The organism is Pseudomonas sp. 43NM1 (assembly GCF_002836905.1).
In the GTDB taxonomy this organism is placed as follows: Bacteria; Pseudomonadota; Gammaproteobacteria; order Pseudomonadales; family Pseudomonadaceae; genus Aquipseudomonas; species Aquipseudomonas prosekii.
Genome location: NZ_MKGS01000113.1, coordinates 132,001 through 151,623 on the forward strand (window position 1 = coordinate 132,001; position 19,623 = coordinate 151,623).

Sequence of the window (19,623 nt, forward strand, 5' to 3'; positions counted from 1 at the left end):
CTGCACATAAATTCGGACCTTCATCCATTCCGTCCAAGAGCCACGCCGTGCCATGAGATTTGGTGGCTCGTTTGGAGTCTATCGCTTGACTCCAATGCGAGATAACCCGAATGGTGGGATTGCATAGCAGTCTCATTTCAAACGCGCGACCGCGGTCAAACCACCCCACGGATTTAAATCAACGCTACGTTCCTACCCAATCGATGTCTTTCATAACATTTGAATAATAGCGAAGGCTTCAGCAGTCTACCCTTTTGAATGCGAGCGTCCAACAGCATCATAAGGATAAAAACAAAGTAAAAAGCCCGCATTTAGCGGGCTTCAGAACGGGTGTCTTTTATCAGAATTGATACACGCGCCGCCAATCACTCCCACTCAATCGTCGCCGGCGGCTTGCTCGACACGTCATAAGTCACGCGGGAGATGCCTTCGATTTCATTGATGATGCGACCGCTGACAGTTTCCAGCAGTTCGTAAGGCAGGTGTGCCCAACGCGCGGTCATGAAGTCGATGGTTTCTACCGCACGCAGGGCCACGACCCAGGCGTAACGACGGCCATCGCCGACCACGCCAACCGATTTCACCGGTTGGAACACTACGAAGGCCTGGCTGACTTTGTGGTACCAGTCGGCTTTGCGCAGTTCTTCGATGAAGATGTGGTCAGCGCGACGCAGCAGGTCGGCGTATTCCTTCTTCACTTCACCGAGGATCCGCACGCCCAGGCCTGGGCCCGGGAACGGGTGACGGTAGACCATGTCGTACGGCAGGCCGAGTTCCAGGCCCAGACGACGGACTTCGTCCTTGAACAGTTCGCGCAGTGGCTCGACCAGTTTCAGGTTCATCTCTTCCGGCAGGCCGCCCACGTTGTGGTGCGACTTGATCACGTGAGCCTTGCCGCTCTTGGCGCCAGCCGACTCGATCACGTCCGGGTAGATGGTGCCTTGGGCGAGGTACTTGATGTTGTCCAGTTTGTTGGACTGGGCATCAAACACGTCGATGAAGGTACGGCCGATGATCTTGCGCTTCTTCTCCGGGTCGCTTTCGCCAGCCAGATTGTTCAGGAACTGATCTTCGGCATTGGCGCGGATCACTTTGACGCCCATGTTCTCGGCGAACATGGCCATCACTTGCTCGCCTTCGTGCAGACGCAGCAGGCCGTTGTCGACGAAGACGCAAGTCAGTTGGTCGCCGATGGCTTTGTGCAGCAGCGCGGCAACTACCGACGAATCGACGCCGCCGGACAGGCCGAGCAAAACGTTGTCGGTGCCGACCTGGGCGCGAACGTTGGCGATCGCATCTTCGGCGATCTTCGACGGCGTCCACAGGGCTTCGCACTCGCAGATGTCGAGGATGAAGCGCGACAGGATGCGGCCGCCCTGCTTGGTGTGGGTCACTTCCGGGTGGAACTGCACGCCGTAGTAGCCGCGAGCGTCGTCGAACATGCCGGCAATCGGGCAGCTAGGGGTGCTGGCGAGGATGTGGAATTCCTGCGGCATCTTGGTGACTTTGTCACCGTGGCTCATCCACACGTCGAGGCCGAACAGGCCGTCGGCGTCGATGTGGTCTTCGATGCCGTCGAGCAGGCGGCTCTTGCCGACTACGTCAACGCGGGCATAACCGAACTCACGCAGCTCGGAGCCTTCGACCTTGCCACCCAGCTGTTCAGCCATGGTTTGCATGCCGTAGCAGATACCGAAAACCGGTACGCCCAAGTCGAACACCGCTTGCGGCGCGCGTGGGCTGTCAGCAACGTGTACCGACTCGGGGCCGCCGGCGAGGATGATCCCCTTCGGTGCGAATTCGCGAATCGCTTCGTCGTCCATGTCGAACGGATGCAGTTCGCAGTACACGCCGATTTCGCGCACGCGGCGGGCAATCAGCTGGGTGTACTGGGAACCGAAATCGAGGATCAGGATGCGGTGAGCGTGAATGTCGAGGGCCATGATTCAGTCTCGTCTAAGTAATTCAGAAACAGTCGTGATTCAGAAACAACTCGGGGCTGAATAAAACAGCCCCGGTTATGTAACGTTTGCTTGAAGCCTCAACCTACGCGGTAGTTTGGCGCTTCTTTGGTGATTTGTACGTCGTGCACGTGGGACTCGGCCATGCCAGCGCCGGTGATCCGCACGAATTCAGGCTTGGTGCGCATTTCTTCGATGTCGGCACTGCCGGTGTAGCCCATCGAGGAACGCAGGCCGCCCATCAGTTGATGGATGATCGCGCTCAGGGTGCCTTTGTAAGGCACGCGGCCTTCGATGCCTTCCGGGACGAGCTTCTCGGCGCCTGCCGAGGAATCCTGGAAGTAACGGTCGGAGGAGCCTTGAGCCTGGGACATGGCGCCCAGCGAACCCATGCCACGATAAGCCTTGTACGAACGACCCTGGAACAGTTCGATCTCGCCCGGCGCTTCTTCAGTACCGGCGAACATCGAGCCCATCATCACGCAGGAAGCACCGGCCACGATGGCCTTGGACAGGTCACCGGAGAAACGGATGCCGCCGTCGGCGATCAACGGCACGCCGGTGCCTTCAAGGGCCGCGGCGACGTTGGCGATGGCGCTGATTTGCGGCACGCCGACACCAGCGACGATGCGCGTGGTGCAGATCGAGCCTGGGCCGATACCGACTTTGACCGCGTCGGCGCCAGCTTCGGCCAGTGCCTTGGCGGCAGCGCCGGTGGCAATGTTGCCGCCGATAACCTGCACGTCAGGGAAATTCTGTTTGACCCAGCGAACGCGGTCGATCACGCCTTTGGAGTGACCGTGTGCGGTGTCGACCACCACCACGTCGACGCCGGCATGGACCAGGGCGGCAACACGATCACCGGTGTCTTTACCGGTGCCGACTGCAGCGCCTACGCGCAGACGACCTTGATCGTCCTTGCTGGCCAGCGGATAAGCCTTGGCTTTTTCGATGTCGTTGACGGTCATCATGCCTTTGAGGGCGAATTTCTCGTCGACGATCAGCACGCGTTCGATGCGGTGTTTGTGCAGCAACTCGCGGACGTCGTTTTTGTCGGCGCCTTCCTTGACCGTGACCAGACGCTCTTTAGGCGTCATCACTTCACGGACGCTGACGTCCATGCGGTTTTCGAAACGCACGTCACGGGAAGTGACGATGCCGACCAGGTCGCCATCGTGCAGTACCGGAACGCCGGAGATGTTGTGCATGCGGGTCAGTTCGAACAGTTCACGCACCGAAGCGTCAGCCTCGATGGTGATCGGGTCCTTGACCACGCCGGCTTCGTAACGCTTGACCTTGCGCACTTCGGCAGCTTGCTGCTCGATGGTCATGTTCTTGTGGATGATGCCGATGCCACCTTCCTGAGCCATGGCGATTGCCAGTCGGGCTTCAGTAACGGTGTCCATTGCGGCAGAAACCAGAGGAATATTCAGCTCGATGCCACGGGTTAGGCGGGTCTTGAGACTGACTTCGTTAGGAAGCACCTCGGAATAACCGGGCACTAGGAGAATGTCGTCGAATGTCAGAGCTTCTTGGCTGATACGCAGCATCGCGGGGGCTCCCGAGCGGGAAAATGGAAGCGCGCCATTATAGTCAGACACCCCCTCGGGTTCAATGTAAAACTCTGCCTATTATCGAAGCAGTGATCGACGGGGTATTTGCGACGAAAATCCTCGTAGGAGCGAGGCTTGCCCGCGAAGGCGTTCTCGCTGGCGCCAAAGCTTCGCGGGCAAGCCTCGCTCCTACGGGTTTGGGTTCGATTACAACTCGACTTTGACCAGGCTCACGGGCTGATCCAGCCAATCGGCGAATTCGTCGATGAAGCTCTGCTTGAACCCCGCCTCCGCCCAGTTGTTGAAGATGAAACCGAGGTTGGAGAAACCGCACTCCTGCAGGAACAGAAATCCGTTGATGTCGTCTTCGTGCCCGCATTCCGGACAGGTGAAGTTGTCGGTGCGGCCGGGCATCCACTCTTCCAGGCTCTCGAACAGCGCTTCGCCGACTTCCTTGCGGCACTCGGCGCAGCCCGCTTCGCCGAGAAAACCCTTGGCCGGGGTATAGATGCAGCGCTTGGTGATGATTTCCAAGCCATTGATCGCCTCACCGAACGGCAACGCTTCCGGGTGCAGGACCACCGCCCGCGCGCCGTCCGCGAGGGCGTAACCCATGCGATTGCCAGTGCGCCCGCAGGTGCTCAATTCTTCCTTGACGATGTTCTTGCGCACCAGCCACCGCACGATCGCCCGGGCGCGGGGTTCGTGCACCGGCAAAGTGGAGATTTTCGGGACGATGATGCTTTGGGAATTCATGCTGCAAGCCTACTGCGTCAAATGGGGAGTTTTGCGGCGTGGCGGGTGGCGCTTTCGCGGGCAAGCCTCGCTCCTACAGGTTTCGCGCAGATCCTTGTAGGAGCGAGGCTTGCCCGCGAAGACGTCAGAACGGTCGGCAGCTTAATCCCTGACACACTGAGGTCAAGTACTCAAATACCGCACGATCAAGGCAATCCCGCTGGCCAGCACCAGCCAGGTCACCAGCCGCACAAACGCTTCGCGGGACAACTTCATCACCAGTCGCCGACCCAGCCACAAACCCAGCGCCATCGCCGGCAACAAACACGCGGCCAGCATCAATAAGGGTAGCTCGGCATACACCCCGGCGACGACGAACAGGCTCAAACGCACCACCGTGCTGCAACTGATCAGCGCACTTTGCGTCGCCCGCGCCGCGTCTTTGGGCAACCGGCTGTTCAGATAGATCGCATATAAAAAGCCGCCACTGCCGAACAACGCGCCGAACATCCCGCCAACCGTGCCCATCGGCAGCGCCCACGCCGCGGACAATTGTGCTGGCCGGGCTTTTACCCACAGGCTGTAAATCGCATAAGCGCTGATGAACAGGCCCATCAACAGCAGCAACACCTCGGAATGCAGGTTCAGCAGAAAGATCACCCCCAGCGTGCAACCCACCGCCATGCAGGGCAGCAGCCGCAGCAGTTCGGGCTTCGACACATCGCGCCGCGACGGCAACAAATTGCCGAATGCCGCGACGAAATCCAGCAACACCAGCAACGGCACGATCTTCGACAGCGGCATGAACAGAATCAGAATCGGCCCCGCCACCAGCGCCGTACCAAATCCGGCGACACCGAAGACGACGTAGGCCAGGACGATGGCCATCCCGATCACAACCCAGTCCACCACGCCGAATGGCCATTGATTCATCAGTTCAAACACATTCACCCCCCTCATCCATGATTCCCGGAGCGAACTCTACCTCTGTAGGAGTGAGCCTGCTCGCGATGGTGTGTCAGTCGACCACAATGTAGCTGATACACCATCGCGAGCAGGCTCACTCCCACAGGGGATCGTGCATTCGGTTGGAGAATGCCTTTAAACTGCGCCCCATGATTAAAGATCCCTTTGCAAGACTCGGCCTGGACCGTGAAGTCCTGACTGTCAGCCAGCTCAACGGCCGCGCGCGGGTGTTGCTGGAAGACGTGTTCAGCAACATCTGGGTCGAAGGCGAAATTTCCAACCTCGCCCGCCCGGCGTCGGGCCACGTGTATTTCACCCTCAAGGACAGCGGCGCCCAAGTGCGTTGCGCGCTGTTTCGGCAGAACGCCGCGCGGGTTCGCCAGGCGCTGAAGGACGGTTTGGCGGTCAAAGTGCGCGGCAAGGTCTCGTTGTTCGAAGGCCGTGGCGACTATCAGTTGATCCTCGATACCGTCGAACCGGCCGGTGATGGCGCCTTGCGCCTGGCCTTCGATGCGCTGAAAGAAAAACTCAGCGCCGAAGGCCTGTTCAGCGCCGAGCGCAAAGTACCGCTGCCGGCGCATCCGCAACGCATCGGCATTATCAGTTCGCCGACCGGAGCGGTGATTCGCGACATCATCAGCGTGTTCCGCCGCCGCGCGCCGCAGGTGCAATTGACGCTGATCCCGACTGCCGTGCAAGGTCGCGAAGCCACCGCGCAAATTGTCCGCGCGCTGAAACTGGCCGATGCGCGAGGTTTCGACGCGCTGATTCTGGCGCGCGGTGGCGGCTCGCTGGAAGACCTCTGGTGCTTCAACGAAGAAGCCGTGGCCCGCGCCGTGGATGCGTGTGTGACGCCAATTGTCAGCGCGGTCGGGCATGAAACCGATGTGTCGATCAGCGACTTCGTGGCTGACGTGCGCGCGCCAACGCCTTCTGCCGCCGCCGAACTGCTGGCCCCGGATTCCAACGATCTGGTGCGCCGCGTCGAAAGCCTGCATCGGCGTTTGGTCATGCGCATCCGCGACCGATTGATGCGTGATCGCCTGCGCCTCGAAGGCATGGCGCGCCGTTTGCGGCATCCCGGCGAACGCCTGCGTCAGCAAGCGCAACGCCTGGACGACCTGGACATGCGCATGCGCCGCGCTTTCGAGCGCAGCCTCAATACTCGGCGCGAACGTTTGATTCGTCTCGAAACCCGTCTCGCCGGGCAACATCCCGGACGGCAACTGGCGATGCTCCGCCAGCGCCTCGACAGCCTCGCCGAACGTTTGCCACGGGCCATGCGCGACGGGCTCAAGGGCCGCCGTCTGCAACTGCACAGTCAGATGCAAACGCTGCACGTGGTCAGCCCGTTGGCGACCCTCGGCCGTGGCTACAGCATTTTGCTCGACGAGCGCGGCCACGCGATTCGCAACGCCGCCCAGACTCATCCCGGCCAGCGCCTCAACGCACGGCTCGGCGAGGGCGAACTGCAAGTGCGCGTCGAAGACAATCACCTGACGCCTGTCACCCTTTCTCTACTGGATTGACCCATGCCGCGTTTTCTCGCTTCACTGTTATTGCTGGGCCCGCTGCTATGCCTGACCGTCAACGCGCACGCCGACAGTTACATCACTCGGCTGCTGAACAAACCGGTGCCGGGCGGCGTTGCCGTGGTGGATCTGGGCGCGGCCGCCCAGGCGCCGAAAGCCACGTATCAGGGCAAACCGGTGCTGGTGGTCAAGGAACAGAACAATTGGCTGGCGATTGTCGGCGTGCCGCTGACGGTTAAACCGGGCACTCAGCAAATCAGCAGCGCTGGCCGCGAGTTGAGTTTTATCGTCGGCAACAAGAAATACCCGGAACAACGCATCACGTTGAAGAACACCCAGCAGGTCAATCCGAACCCGGCGAACCTCAAGCGCATCGAGGGCGAACTGGCCGAGCAGGTTCAGGCGTATCGCAGTTTCAGCCCGAATACCCCAAGCAATCTGCTGTTGGACAAACCGGTCAACGGACCGCTGTCGAGCAAGTTCGGCGTACGCCGCTTCTTCAATGGCGAGGAGCGCAATCCGCACGCGGGCCTCGACTTCGCGGTGCCGGCCGGAACGCCGATCAAGACCCCGGCGGCGGGCAAGGTGATTTTGATTGGTAACTACTTCTTTAATGGCAACACGGTGTTTGTCGACCATGGGCAAGGTTTTATCAGCATGTTTTGCCACATGTCGAAAATTGACGTGAAGGTTGGCCAGCAGATGGCGCGTGGCGGCGTGGTTGGCAAGGTTGGCTCGACGGGCCGCGCGACCGGGCCGCATATGCACTGGAATATCAGCTTGAATGATGCACGGGTGGATCCGGCGATATTTATCGGCGCGTTTCAGCCCTGAACCGACCCGTAGGAGCAAAGCTTGCTCGCGATGGCCGTTACGCGGTCTGAATGCCGCGTCGCGTCATCGTTCATCGCGGGCAAGCCATGCTCCCACAGGAATTGCGCACCAGGAATAGACCGCGCAATCTGATTGATAAATAGCGACCGTAACCAGCACACAATCTCGCAAAACCAACCTTTTCGACTATTCCTCTCAATTTTTTTCGACTGCTTGCCAACCTCAATCCCGGCGGTTAGGGTTGAGGGCATGAAAATCTCTCACACCCTTATTCAGCTTCGCCAGCACCGTAGTCTGTGCCTTGTCAGTGCACGACTATCGGGCTGAATTGCGGTGCCTCGCCTTACACGTTTTCCCAAACACTTTTGATCCACCGGCAGGCCGCCTCTTTTCGGCCCACACCAAAAATAAGGATTTCCCGATGAGCATGCTCAAAGACCCGTCTTCGAAGTACCGCGCGTTCCCGACCATCGATATCCCGGATCGTACTTGGCCGTCGAAGACCATCACCGCCGCGCCGATCTGGTGCAGCTCGGACCTGCGTGACGGCAACCAGTCGCTGATCGAGCCGATGGACGCGGTGAAAAAGCTGCGCTTCTGGAAAACCCTGGTGCAGGTCGGCGTGAAAGAAATCGAAGCGTCGTTCCCGGCGGCTTCGCAAACCGACTTCGACTTCGTGCGTACCCTGATCGAAGACGGCCACATCCCGGACGACACCACCATTCAGGTGCTGACCCAGGGTCGTGAAGATTTGATCGAACGCACTTTCGAATCGTTGCGCGGCGCCAAGAAAGCCATCGTGCACTTGTACAACGCGACCTCCCCGTCCTTCCGCCGCATTGTCTTCAATCAGGACAAGGACGGGATCAAGGCCATCGCGGTCAACGCGGCCAAGCTGTTCGTCAAATACGCCGCGCAGCAACCGGACACCGAGTGGACGTTCGAATACTCGCCAGAAACCTTCAGCGCCACCGAACTCGAGTTCGCCAAGGAAGTGTGCGACGCGGTGATTGAAGTCTGGAACCCGACACCTGAGCACAAGGTGATTCTCAACCTGCCGGCCACCGTCGAATGCGCCACCCCGAACATTTACGCTGACCAGATTGAATGGTTCGGCCGTCACATCAACCGTCGCGACAGCGTGATCATCAGCCTGCACACCCACAACGACCGTGGTACTGGCGTGGCCGCCACCGAGCTGGGCCTGATGGCCGGCGCCGACCGTGTCGAAGGTTGCCTGTTCGGCAACGGCGAGCGCACCGGTAACGTCGATCTGGTCACCGTGGCACTGAACCTCTACACCCAGGGCATCCACCCGGAGCTGGATTTCTCCGACATCGACGGCGTGCGCAAAGTCGTCGAAGAGTGCAACCAGATTCAGGTGCACCCGCGTCACCCTTACGTCGGCGACCTGGTTCACACCGCGTTCTCCGGCTCGCACCAGGACGCTATCCGCAAAGGCTTCTCGCAGCAGAAACCGGACACCTTGTGGGAAGTGCCGTACTTGCCGATCGACCCGGCCGACATTGGCCGCAGCTACGAGGCGGTGATCCGCGTCAACAGCCAGTCGGGCAAGGGCGGGATCGCCTATCTGCTGGAACAGGAATACGGCATCAGCTTGCCGCGCCGCATGCAGATCGAATTCAGCCAAGTGGTGCAGCGTGAGACCGATCGCCTCGGCCTGGAGATGACGGCGCAGCAGATCCACGCGTTGCTGCACAGCGAGTACTTGCAGGCGAATACGCCTTACGCGCTGGTCAGCCATCGCTTGCAGGAAGAGAACGGCAACAGCGCGGTGGAAGTCGAAGTCTCGGGCAAGGGCCAGGGCGAAACCAACCTGCACTGGCGCGGCAAGGGCAACGGCGCACTCGAAGCGCTGGTGGCCGGCCTGCCGATTCCGGTGGAAATCATGGACTACAACGAACACGCAATCGGTGCCGGCACCAACGCCAAGGCTGCGGCCTACATCGAACTGCGGGTTGATGGTCAGCGTGCGGTGCACGGCGTCGGCATCGATGAAAACATCACCACGGCGAGCTTCAAGGCCCTGTTCAGCGCGCTTAACCGCTCGCTGAGCCAACCGGAAGCGAAAGCGGCGTAAGTCTTCGCGGCAATGCAAAAGGCCCCAAGGTGCGAATCCTGGGGCCTTTTTTGTTTGCCTGATGTTTATGCGTAGACCGCAAGTCCGCTATCGCGAGCAAGCTCGCTCGCACATTTGATCAATGTGAACACAAGTTGCATGTACACCCAGATTCACTGTGGGAGCGAGCTTGCTCGCGATAGCGGCAGGTCAGCCAGCGAAGATCTCAGGTGAACTCGAACGTGTCGGCATCAAGATTCGCCGGGAATCGGGTCCGGTACGCTTGCAGGTCGGCAGCATTCAGAACGGCGTGAAACACTCCATCCGCCTCCCCCGCGCTGAGCAAGGTCTCGCCCTGGAAATCCAGCACCTGACTGTCGCCGGTGTAGGCAAAGCCCTTGCCGTCCGTGCCGATCCGGTTCACCGCCGCCACATAACACAAGTTCTCGATTGCCCGCGCCGGCAACAAACGGTTCCAGTGCAAGCGTCGCGCACCCGGCCAGTTCGCCGTGTACAGCAGCAGGTCAGTGTCCTGCGCATCACGGCTCCACACCGGGAAGCGCAGGTCGTAACAAATCAGCGGCCGAACGCGCCAGCCCTTGAGCTCGAACTGCACCTGGCGCTCGCCGGGGGTGTAGTGGTTGTGCTCGCCAGCCATGCGAAACAGATGACGTTTGTCGTAATGCAGCACTTCGCCGTCCGGCCGCGCCCACAACAGGCGGTTGCGGTGACTGCCATCGGCCGCTTGGACGATGATGCTGCCGGTGATCACCGCGTCATACTGCGCCGCTTGAGCCCGCAGCCATTTGCTGGTCGGGCCGTGTTCGGCCTCGGCCAGCGTCTCCGATTCCATCGAGAACCCGGTGGTGAACATCTCCGGAAGGATGATCAGGTCAGCGCCGCGAGCCTGTTCCAGCAACTGGTCGAAATGCTCCAGATTAGCCAGGCGGTCGTGCCAGGCCAGAGTGGTCTGGATCAGCGCGATGTTCAGGTTGGGCAGCGCAGTCAAATCACGCATAGTTTTTCCGCTGCTTCACGCAGGGTCTCCTCGCGTTTGGCGAAGCACAGGCGCACCAGGCGCTGGCCTTCGGGCGGCGTCTGGTAGAACACCGAGATGGGAATGCTGGCCACGCCGTGTTCGCGGGTCATCCACAACGCCATATCGACGTCGTTGAGGTCCGGGCGAATCTGCGAATAATCGACCAGCTGGAAGTAGGTGCCGGCCACGCGATTGAAACTGAAACGCGACGGCGCCAGCAGATCACAGAACAAATCGCGCTTGGCCTGATAGAAACCCGGCAGCTCTTCGACGTGCTCCGGGTGGTCGGCCATAAAGTCGGCCAACGCAAACTGCAGCGGCGTCACGCAGCAAAAACTCACGTATTGGTGAACCTTGCGCAGCTCGCCGGTAAGGGCCGGCGGCGCGACCACGTAACCGGTTTTCCAGCCAGTGACGTGGTAGGTCTTGCCGAACGAACTGATCACGAAAGCCCGCTGATACAGCTCTGGGTGATTGAGCACGCTGACATGCGCCACGCCGTCGAACACCAGGTGTTCGTAGACTTCGTCGCTGATCAGGTAAATGTCGCGATCACGGATCAGTGCCGCCAGTTGATCCAGCTCGGTGCGGCTGATCAGCGCGCCGCTCGGGTTGTGCGGGGTGTTCAGCACGATCATTCGCGTGCGCGGGGTGATCGCGTCGGTGAGCTTCTGGAAATCGATGGAGAAATCGTTCAGCCCCAGTTGCACATGCACGCATCGACCGCCGGCCAGTTCCACCGAGGGTTCGTAGCTGTCGTAGCACGGATCAAAAACGATGACTTCGTCGCCGGGCTGGATAACCGCCTGAATCGCGCAGAAGATCGCCTGGGTGGCGCCGGGGGTGATTGTTACTTCGTGATCGGCATCGACATTGACGCCATAGCTGCGAGCGATTTTCGCCGCCACTTGCTGGCGCAGCACCGGCAGGCCGGTCATCGGCGAATATTGGTTGTGGCCCTTGGCGATGTGCTGGCCGACCGCATCGCACAAGGCTTGCGGGGCATCGAAATCGGGAAAGCCCTGGGACAGGTTGATCGCCCCAGTCTGCGCCGCGAGCTGAGACATCTGCGTGAAGATAGTGATGCCGACATTCGGCAGCTTACTGGTGATCATCGGTAGCCCCTTGCAGGTGAGCCGCAAGTTTCAAGCCGCAAGCGGCAAGAGGTCAAGCAGCAAGACCTCAAGCAGCAAACCCTCAGACGCAAAAAAGGGCCCTGATCAGGGCCCTTTCCGCTGTTACTCGCAGCTTGTTGCTTGCCGCTTGCAACTGCTTTTATCGCTTGTCGCGGCGCTTTTTGTCGGCTTTCTTGTGGTGCGACATCATGCGGCGCTTCTTGTTGACCTGACGGTCGGTGAGCGAGGTCTTGTTACCTTCGTACGGGTTCTCGCCGCCCTTGAACTCGATGCGGATCGGCGTACCGACCAGCTTCAAGACACGACGGTAAGTGTTTTCCAGATAACGCACGTAAGACTTCGGCACCTTCTCGATCTGGTTACCGTGGATCACGATGATCGGCGGGTTGGCACCACCCAAGTGGGCATAACGCAGCTTGATCCGGCGGTTGTTGACCATCGGCGGCGCGTGCTCGCTGACCGCATCTTCGAGGATCGTGGTCAGGCGGTTGGTTGGCCAGCGGGTAACCGCGGACTTGAACGAGTTCTGTACGGAGGCGTAGAGGTTGCCCACGCCCGTGCCGTGCAGCGCCGAGATGAAGTGGATGTCGGCGTAGTCGACGAAGAACAGCCGACGTTGCAGTTCAACCTTGACGAACTCGCGCTCGCTCGGGGTCATGCCGTCCCACTTGTTGATCGCGATCACCAGCGCACGACCCGACTCAATGGCGAAGCCCAGCAGGTTGAGGTCGTGGTCGACCACGCCTTCGCGGGCGTCCATCACGAAGATCACCACGTTGGCGTCTTTGATCGCCTGCAGGGTTTTGACCACGGAGAACTTTTCAACTTCTTCGTGGATCTTGCCGCGCTTGCGCACACCAGCGGTGTCGATCAGTGTGTACTTCTCGTCGTTACGCTCGAACGGGATGTAGATACTGTCGCGGGTAGTGCCGGGCTCGTCATAGACGATAACCCGGTCTTCACCGAGCATGCGGTTGACCAGGGTCGACTTGCCGACGTTCGGCCGGCCGATGATGGCGATCTTGATCCCGTCTTTTTCGCTAGGGCCAGGAATGCGCTTGGCTTCCTCGCCTTCGGCAACGATCTCTTCCTCGCCTTCTTCCAGCTCGTCAGCGTCTTTCGGGAAGTCGCTCAGGGCGATTTCCAGCATCTGCGTGATGCCACGACCATGTGCACCGGCGATCGGGATCGCGTGGCCCATGCCCAACGGGGCGAACTCGGCGCGGGCCATTTCCGGGTCGATGTTGTCGACCTTGTTGGCAACCACGTAGGAACGCTTGTTACGTTTGCGCAAATGCTCGGCGATCATCTGGTCGGCGGCGGTAAAACCGGCCTTGGCATCTACCAGGAACAGAACGACATCGGCTTCTTCAATGGCCAGCAGCGACTGCTCGGCCATTTTTTCGTCCATACCGTGCTCGTCACCGGAGATACCGCCGGTGTCGACCAGAATGTAGGAACGCCCTTGCCACTTGGCCTCACCGTATTGGCGATCACGGGTCAGACCGGACAAGTCGCCGACGATGGCGTCGCGAGTCCTGGTCAGGCGGTTGAACAAGGTGGACTTGCCGACGTTCGGTCGGCCCACCAGGGCGATTACGGGAACCATGCGGCTCTCCACTTCGTTATTTCAGAAAATACAAAAGCCGCTGCGAGGCAGCGGCTGGTGCTCGGGGCAACGCTTGAAAGCGTTGCGAGCCTTGCAGAGCAAGGCCGCTTGGGGGTTAAACCCCAAGCATAGTTGTTACTTGATGGTCAGGGCTTCCAGTTTGCCACTGTTGCCATACACATAAATCGTGTCACCCACCACCAGCGGACGAGCGCGCAGGCCGTCGCTGTCGATGCGTTCGCGGCCGACGAAGCGACCGTCCACCTGGCTCAGCAGGTGCAGGTAGCCTTCCATGTCGCCGACTGCAACGTAGCTGGAGAACACTTCCGGAGCCGACAGTTGACGGCGGGCCAGCGAATCGTTGCTCCACAAGGCTGTGGTGGAACGTTCGTCGACGCCTTCAACGGTGCCCGAAGACAGGCTTACGTAGACGCTGCCAAAACCCTGAGCGACACCGGCGTAGCTGGAAGCATCACGCTGCCACAGCTGACGACCGCTTTGCAGGTCCAGTGCCGCAACGCGACCCTGATAGCTGGCGACGTACAGCGTTTCGCCGGACAACAGCAAACCGCCGTCGATATCGACTACGCGCTCCAGTTCCGAGCGACCTTGCGGGATCGCCACTCGTTGTTCCCACACCGGCACGCCGTTGGAAATATCGAGAGCAACCACTTTACCGGTCGACAGGCCAGCCACCGCGAGGCGGTTGGTGACGATTGGCGCACTGGTGCCGCGCAATGTCAGGACCGCTGGCGTGCTGTCATACAACCAGCGCTGCGTACCGGTCGCCGCGTCCAGGCCGATCAGGCGATCGTCCTGAGTCTGGATTACCACAACGTCGCCGTTGTTGGCCGGCGGTGCGAGGACTTCGCTGGACACGCGAGCGCGCCATTTCTCTTCACCGCTGCTGGAATCCAGCGCGACGATTTCGCCCTTGAGCGTGCCGATCATGACCAGACCGTAACCCACACCCACGGCGCCGGAAACAGGCAGATCAAGATCCTGTTCCCACTTCACGTTGCCGGTGCTGCGATCCATCGCCATGACGACGCCAGTGACGTCGGCCGCGTAGATGGAATCGCCTTCGATTGCCGGAACCAGCATGTTGTAGGTTTCGCCCTGACCGTCACCGATCGAACGACTCCATTGCTTTTGCAGGACCACTTCTTCTTTGAAGTCGACCAGCTCAGCCGGCGGCAATTCTTTTTTGCTGTTGCTGCTGCAACCCGCGGCCAAAATGGCCAGAGCCAGCAATGCTGCATGTTTCCAACGGATCACGTCACGCATCCCCTTTGGCCAGGTCGTCCAGCTTGATTTGGAGGCCGCCGACTGCCGCTTCGTCCGACAGTGCTGCCTTGGCTTTTTGATACGCCGCGTTGGCTTCATCAGTACGACCCAACTGCACCAGCAGGTCGCCCTTGAGTTCTTCGCGAGTGGCCAGGAACGACTTGTCGGCATCGCCTTCAAGCAGTTTCAGGGCCTCTTCGACCTTGTTCTGCGCAGCCAGCACTTGTGCCAGACGCTGACGGGCGATTTCGCCCAGCGCCGGGTTGGCCGGTTTGTCGTGGACCGCTTTCAGCTCGGTAGCGGCGTCATCCAGCTTGCCGCTGTCGACCGCAACTTTGGCCACGAACAGGCTGCCGTATTGCGCGTAGGCAGAACCGCCGTACTCGCTGTTGAGCTTGCCAGCCAGTTCCGAAACCCGCGCCGCATCAGGCTTGCCGTCAGGCGTCAGCGTGGTTTCCAGCAGTTGCTGATAGAGAATCGAGGCGCCTTGCGACTGGTTGCCCTGATATTTGTGCCAGGCCTGCCAGCCGAACACGATGACCAGCGCCAACAGGCCGCCAGTGACCAGGGGCTTGCCGTTGCGTGTCCACCAGTCCTTCAAATCCGCCAGTTGTTCGTCTTCGTTACTCGACACCCCAATACTCCTTAATCGCTAAATCGGCTGTTTGACAGCTTCAACCCTGCACGACGCAGGTGGCCAGGTGTGCAGCGAGCGCATCCCAGGCAATGCTTTGTTGTTCGCCTTGGCCACGCAAGGGTTTGAAACCTACCACTTGCTGGGCCATCTCGTCGTCACCGAGGATCAGCGCAAACAGCGCACCGCTCTTGTCGGCTTTCTTGAACTGGCTTTTGAAACTGCCGGCGCCGGCATTGACTTGCAGGCGCAGGTTGGGCAATTGGTCACGAACGCGTTCACTCAGGGCCAATCCGGCCAGCTCGGCGGCTTCACCGAAGGCGCAGAGGTAGACGTCGACCTGACGGGAGATCTCTTGCGGGATCTGCTCCAGGGTTTCCAGCAACAGCACCAGACGCTCGATGCCCATGGCGAAACCAACGCCCGGGGTCGGCTTGCCGCCCATCTGCTCGACCAGTCCGTCGTAACGACCACCGGCACACACGGTGCCTTGAGCGCCCAACTTGTCGGTCACCCATTCGAAAACGGTCTTGCTGTAGTAATCGAGCCCGCGAACCAGCTTCGGGTTGATCACGAAAGGTACGCCGGCCGCATCGAGGCGTGCCTTGAGGCCCTCGAAATGCACGCGCGATTCGTCGTCGAGGTAGTCGGCCATTTTCGGCGCATCGACCAGAATCGCCTGAGTATCAGCGTTCTTGGTGTCGAGCACGCGCAGAGGATTGGTCTTCAGACGACGCTGGCTGTCTTCGTCGAGCTTGTCCAGGTGCGCGGACAGGAACTCGACCAGCGCTTCGCGATAACGGCCGCGCGACTCGCTGGTGCCCAGGCTGTTGAGTTCAAGCTTGACCGCATCACGGATACCCAGCTCACCCCACAGGCGCCAGGTCAGGATGATCAGTTCGGCGTCAATGTCCGGACCGTCGAGGTTGAACACTTCGACGCCGATCTGGTGAAACTGGCGATAACGGCCTTTCTGCGGACGTTCGTGGCGGAACATCGGGCCGATGTACCAAAGCTTCTGCACTTGGCCGCCGCCGGTGATGCCGTGTTCGAGCACCGCACGCACACAGGCCGCCGTGCCTTCAGGGCGCAGGGTCAGCGAATCGCCGTTGCGGTCGTCGAAGGTGTACATCTCTTTTTCGACGATGTCGGTCACTTCACCGATGGAGCGTTTGAACAGCTCGGTGAACTCGACGATCGGCATGCGGATCTGCTTGTAACCGTAGTTATCCAGCAGACGCGAGACTGTGCCCTCGAAATGACGCCACAGGGGCGTCTGCTCGGGCAGGATGTCGTTCATGCCACGAATGGCTTGCAGAGACTTGCTCACTATAAATCCTTAAATTCGTTCGGCTCTTCAGTCGGCTCAGCCGCGCACGATAACCGCTGCGTCAGCTTCGACCTTCTCGGCCGCTTTCTGGCGGATCAAGCGTTCAAGCTCATCCACCAGATTTTCATTCGTCAGTTTCTGCGACGGCTTGCCGTCGATGTAAATCAGGTTGGGCGTGCCGCCGGTCAAGCCGATATGGGCTTCCTTGGCTTCACCCGGCCCGTTGACCACGCAACCGATAACCGCGACATCCAGCGGCACCAGCAGATCTTCGAGGCGCCCTTCCAGCTCGTTCATGGTTTTGACTACATCGAAGTTCTGCCGCGAGCAGCTCGGGCAGGCGATGAAGTTGATCCCACGGGAACGCAAGTGCAGGGATTTGAGAATGTCGTAGCCGACTTTCACTTCCTCGACCGGGTCAGCCGCCAACGAGATGCGAATAGTATCGCCAATCCCTTCGGCGAGCAGCATACCGAGGCCCACGGCGGATTTCACCGTGCCTGAACGCAAACCACCGGCTTCGGTGATGCCCAAGTGCAGCGGCTGGACGATTTCCTTGGCCAGCAAACGATAGGCGGCGACGGCCATGAACACGTCGGAAGCCTTCACGCTGACTTTGAAGTCCTTGAAATTCAGGCGTTCCAGGTGTTCGACGTGGCGCAGCGCCGATTCCACCAGCGCGGCTGGCGTTGGCTCGCCGTATTTCTTTTGCAGGTCTTTTTCCAGGGAACCGGCGTTGACGCCGATGCGGATCGGAATCCCGCGGTCACGGGCGGCATCGACCACCGCACGCACGCGATCTTCACGCCCGATATTGCCCGGGTTGATGCGCAGGCAGTCAACGCCCAGTTCGGCTACGCGCAAAGCGATCTTGTAGTCGAAATGGATGTCGGCCACCAAGGGCACTTTGACCAGTTGCTTGATCTTGCCGAAAGCCTCGGCAGCGTCCATGTCCGGCACCGAAATGCGCACGATATCGACGCCGGCAGCTTCCAGGCGGTTGATCTGGGCCACGGTGGCGGCCACGTCATTGGTGTCGCTGTTGGTCATGCTCTGCACAGCGATGGGCGCATCGCCGCCAACAGGCACGTTACCGACCCAAATCTTGCGGGATTCGCGACGTTTGATTGGAGATTCGCCGTGCATGACTTATTGACCCAACTTCAGGCGAGCAGTCTCGCCACTGGTGAACGGAGCGACATCAACCACTTGGCCGTTGTAACTGACCTGCGCGCCACGGGCGAAGCCCAGTCGCACAGCAAACGGCGGTTTGCCGCTGACGGAAACGTTTTCGCCTTTGCGCTTGAGACCGCTCAACAGCACTTTGCCGTTGCCATCGGTCACTTGCGTCCAGCAATCAGCAGTGAATTGCAATTGAACCTGACCCTCGCCGGCCACTGGCGCGGCGGCAGGCGCAGGGGGTGCGGCAGGTGTCGTAGCGGCGACCGGAGCGCTCGCTGCCGGCGCAACAGGCGCGGCCGGAGCCGGTGTCGCAGGAACGGCAGCAACCGGAGCAGTCGGTGCTGCGGCCGGCGCCGTCGGTGCAACTGCTGGCGCGGTCGCTTCAGCTTCGGTCGACGATTCGGTTGATGCTTCGGATTGCGGCAGCGCCAGCGCGGTACCGGCCTCGGTCTGACCTTCGACGACGGCCTGATCTTCCGGCTCGTCGAGCGGATGCGATTGCGTGGTGCCGTCAGCGCCTTCGATTTCGACATGCGCCGGGGTGGTGCTGGCGATGTCCTGATTGCGTTGGGAGGTTTGATCCTGCCACCAGAAAAAACCGCCGACGACTACGGCGACCAGCAACAGCAGGCTGACAATGCGCAAAATAGTGTGGGAAACCCGCACCGGCTCTTCGATACGGCCCAGGCTGTGGACGTTGCTGCCTTGGGAGTCGGTGCCGGTGGACTGGTCGAATTGCTGAACCAGAACGGTCTGGTCCATGCCGAGCAATTTGGCGTACGCGCGAATGTAACCGCGAGCGAAGGTATGCCCCGGCAGCTTGTCGAAAGCGCCGGCCTCCAGATTGCTCAGGGAATTGACGGTGAGGTTGAGCTTGAGGGCCACTTCGGCCAGCGACCAGCCATTGCTTTCGCGGGCCTGGCGCAGTGTTTCACCGGGATTAACGCGATTCGCTGCTACAACTTCGGGATGCGCCGCTTTCATCATTGCTCCGACAGGTATTGCTGATATTCCGGCGTACCGGGATAGAGTCGTTTTAATTGCAGGCCAAAACTGGCGGCCTTGTCGCGATCTTCAAACACTTTTGCCAGCCGAACGCCGAGCAATAGACTACGTGCATTTTGTTCGGTGAGCAGGCTAAAACGGTCGTAATAGTCACGCGCGGGCACATAATGCCTGTCTTCGTAAGACAACTCAGCCATTTCCAGCAATGCGCGTGGTTGTTGCCGGTTCAAACGCAGGGCTTTTTCCAGTTGCTGCTGCGCCAGATCACGCTGGCCAAGCCTGGAAGCGGTCATGCCGAGGTTTTCGAAAACCCGCGAACGCTCAGGATACAGGGTATCGGCGGCGGCTTGCTCAAAGCGCTCGTAAGCTTCCTTGTAACGCTTCTCTTCGAAAAGAAAACTGCCGTAGTTGTTGAGGATGCGCGCGTCTTTGGGGCGCGAGGACAGCGCCTTGCGAAAATGCTGATCCGCCAGCTCCGGTTCCATTTCGGCCTGAAACACCAGACCCAGCGCCGCGTTGGCGTCCGGGTCGGAATCATCCAGCTCCAGCGCCTTTTTCAATGGCACTTTCGCCCGTTCAGTCATCCCTTGCTGCAAGTATCCCAGCCCCAGCTGCACGTAGGCGGCACGCGCTTCGTCGCGGCCCTTGCTGGTCTTCATCGGGTTGAAATCGCCCGACAGGACACAACCAGCACACAGGCTGGCCAACAGCACAAGCAGCGCAAAGCGCAGGGACATAGA

16 protein-coding genes are annotated in these 19,623 nt (G+C 60.1%); 3 read left to right on the forward strand and 13 right to left on the reverse strand.

Going from position 1 to position 19,623, the window contains the following annotated elements:
- Positions 1-365 precede the first annotated feature (365 nt).
- The 4 genes from guaA to BI292_RS10705 all read right to left on the reverse strand — a co-directional run bounded on the left by guaA (position 366) and on the right by BI292_RS10705 (position 5,200).
- Positions 366-1,943: a glutamine-hydrolyzing GMP synthase gene (guaA, locus tag BI292_RS10690; protein ID WP_092278488.1), complete on the reverse strand. Its 1,578-nt coding sequence runs from the start codon at positions 1,941-1,943 to the stop codon at positions 366-368.
- 98 nt (positions 1,944-2,041) lie between these two features.
- Positions 2,042-3,511: an IMP dehydrogenase gene (gene guaB / locus BI292_RS10695; RefSeq protein WP_092278486.1), complete on the reverse strand. Its 1,470-nt coding sequence runs from the start codon at positions 3,509-3,511 to the stop codon at positions 2,042-2,044.
- Between the two features lie 210 nt (positions 3,512-3,721).
- Positions 3,722-4,270, reverse strand: a complete 549-nt coding sequence (locus BI292_RS10700; RefSeq protein WP_101207865.1) for a sugar ABC transporter ATPase — start codon at positions 4,268-4,270, stop codon at positions 3,722-3,724.
- 162 nt (positions 4,271-4,432) lie between these two features.
- Positions 4,433-5,200, reverse strand: a complete 768-nt coding sequence (locus tag BI292_RS10705; protein ID WP_101207866.1) for a sulfite exporter TauE/SafE family protein — start codon at positions 5,198-5,200, stop codon at positions 4,433-4,435.
- A gap of 164 nt (positions 5,201-5,364) precedes the next feature.
- Here BI292_RS10705 and xseA point away from each other — a divergent pair, with 164 nt between their 5' ends.
- The 3 genes from xseA (at position 5,365) to leuA (ending at position 9,682) form a co-directional block, all read left to right on the forward strand.
- Positions 5,365-6,744: an exodeoxyribonuclease VII large subunit gene (gene xseA / locus BI292_RS10710; RefSeq protein WP_101207867.1), complete on the forward strand. Its 1,380-nt coding sequence runs from the start codon at positions 5,365-5,367 to the stop codon at positions 6,742-6,744.
- A 3-nt stretch (positions 6,745-6,747) separates the two neighbouring features.
- Positions 6,748-7,581 (forward strand): M23 family metallopeptidase, encoded by an 834-nt coding sequence (locus BI292_RS10715; RefSeq protein WP_101207868.1) that lies wholly within the window; start codon positions 6,748-6,750, stop codon positions 7,579-7,581.
- 421 nt (positions 7,582-8,002) lie between these two features.
- Positions 8,003-9,682 carry a 2-isopropylmalate synthase gene (leuA, locus tag BI292_RS10730; RefSeq protein ID WP_092278475.1) on the forward strand — a complete coding sequence of 560 codons (1,680 nt, stop codon included), beginning with the start codon at positions 8,003-8,005 and terminating at the stop codon, positions 9,680-9,682.
- Between the two features lie 205 nt (positions 9,683-9,887).
- Here leuA and BI292_RS10735 read toward each other — a convergent pair whose 3' ends face one another.
- The 9 genes from BI292_RS10735 to pilW all read right to left on the reverse strand — a co-directional run bounded on the left by BI292_RS10735 (position 9,888) and on the right by pilW (position 19,620).
- Complete coding sequence (locus BI292_RS10735; RefSeq protein WP_101207870.1) at positions 9,888-10,679, reverse strand: amidohydrolase; 792 nt, start codon at positions 10,677-10,679, stop codon at positions 9,888-9,890.
- Entirely contained in the window at positions 10,667-11,815 is a 1,149-nt protein-coding gene (locus BI292_RS10740; RefSeq protein WP_101207871.1) for a pyridoxal phosphate-dependent aminotransferase, read from the reverse strand. Before BI292_RS10740 ends, BI292_RS10735 begins: the two co-directional genes overlap by 13 nt.
- A gap of 160 nt (positions 11,816-11,975) precedes the next feature.
- Positions 11,976-13,445: a ribosome biogenesis GTPase Der gene (gene der, locus BI292_RS10745; RefSeq protein ID WP_101207872.1), complete on the reverse strand. Its 1,470-nt coding sequence runs from the start codon at positions 13,443-13,445 to the stop codon at positions 11,976-11,978.
- 135 nt (positions 13,446-13,580) lie between these two features.
- A complete protein-coding gene (gene bamB, locus BI292_RS10750; protein WP_092278467.1) occupies positions 13,581-14,732 on the reverse strand; it encodes an outer membrane protein assembly factor BamB in 1,152 nt (383 codons plus the stop codon).
- Complete coding sequence (locus BI292_RS10755; protein WP_092278465.1) at positions 14,725-15,366, reverse strand: tetratricopeptide repeat protein; 642 nt, start codon at positions 15,364-15,366, stop codon at positions 14,725-14,727. Before BI292_RS10755 ends, bamB begins: the two co-directional genes overlap by 8 nt.
- A 40-nt stretch (positions 15,367-15,406) precedes the next feature.
- Positions 15,407-16,696 carry a histidine--tRNA ligase gene (gene hisS, locus BI292_RS10760; RefSeq protein ID WP_092278463.1) on the reverse strand — a complete coding sequence of 430 codons (1,290 nt, stop codon included), beginning with the start codon at positions 16,694-16,696 and terminating at the stop codon, positions 15,407-15,409.
- A 36-nt stretch (positions 16,697-16,732) separates the two neighbouring features.
- Complete coding sequence (gene ispG, locus BI292_RS10765) at positions 16,733-17,842, reverse strand: flavodoxin-dependent (E)-4-hydroxy-3-methylbut-2-enyl-diphosphate synthase (protein WP_092278461.1); 1,110 nt, start codon at positions 17,840-17,842, stop codon at positions 16,733-16,735.
- 3 nt (positions 17,843-17,845) lie between these two features.
- Positions 17,846-18,862: a RodZ family helix-turn-helix domain-containing protein gene (locus BI292_RS10770; protein ID WP_101207873.1), complete on the reverse strand. Its 1,017-nt coding sequence runs from the start codon at positions 18,860-18,862 to the stop codon at positions 17,846-17,848.
- On the reverse strand, positions 18,862-19,620 hold the full coding sequence (gene pilW, locus BI292_RS10775) for a type IV pilus biogenesis/stability protein PilW (protein ID WP_092278457.1): 759 nt from the start codon (positions 19,618-19,620) through the stop codon (positions 18,862-18,864). Before pilW ends, BI292_RS10770 begins: the two co-directional genes overlap by 1 nt.
- Positions 19,621-19,623: the final 3 nt, after the last annotated feature.

Excerpts from the sequence above, each read along its gene's own strand:
- BI292_RS10700 (WP_101207865.1), bottom strand. The coding sequence starts at position 4,270 with ATGAATTCCCAAAGCATCATCGTCCCGAAAATCTCCACTTTGCCGGTG.
- xseA (WP_101207867.1), top strand. The coding sequence starts at position 5,365 with ATGATTAAAGATCCCTTTGCAAGACTCGGCCTGGACCGTGAAGTCCTG.
- BI292_RS10740 (WP_101207871.1), bottom strand. The coding sequence starts at position 11,815 with ATGATCACCAGTAAGCTGCCGAATGTCGGCATCACTATCTTCACGCAG.
- BI292_RS10715 (WP_101207868.1), top strand. The coding sequence starts at position 6,748 with ATGCCGCGTTTTCTCGCTTCACTGTTATTGCTGGGCCCGCTGCTATGC.
- leuA (WP_092278475.1), top strand. The coding sequence starts at position 8,003 with ATGAGCATGCTCAAAGACCCGTCTTCGAAGTACCGCGCGTTCCCGACC.
- BI292_RS10770 (WP_101207873.1), bottom strand. The coding sequence starts at position 18,862 with ATGAAAGCGGCGCATCCCGAAGTTGTAGCAGCGAATCGCGTTAATCCC.
- guaA (WP_092278488.1), bottom strand. The coding sequence starts at position 1,943 with ATGGCCCTCGACATTCACGCTCACCGCATCCTGATCCTCGATTTCGGT.
- bamB (WP_092278467.1), bottom strand. The coding sequence starts at position 14,732 with ATGCGTGACGTGATCCGTTGGAAACATGCAGCATTGCTGGCTCTGGCC.
- der (WP_101207872.1), bottom strand. The coding sequence starts at position 13,445 with ATGGTTCCCGTAATCGCCCTGGTGGGCCGACCGAACGTCGGCAAGTCC.
- guaB (WP_092278486.1), bottom strand. The coding sequence starts at position 3,511 with ATGCTGCGTATCAGCCAAGAAGCTCTGACATTCGACGACATTCTCCTA.
- pilW (WP_092278457.1), bottom strand. The coding sequence starts at position 19,620 with ATGTCCCTGCGCTTTGCGCTGCTTGTGCTGTTGGCCAGCCTGTGTGCT.
- BI292_RS10735 (WP_101207870.1), bottom strand. The coding sequence starts at position 10,679 with ATGCGTGATTTGACTGCGCTGCCCAACCTGAACATCGCGCTGATCCAG.
- ispG (WP_092278461.1), bottom strand. The coding sequence starts at position 17,842 with ATGCACGGCGAATCTCCAATCAAACGTCGCGAATCCCGCAAGATTTGG.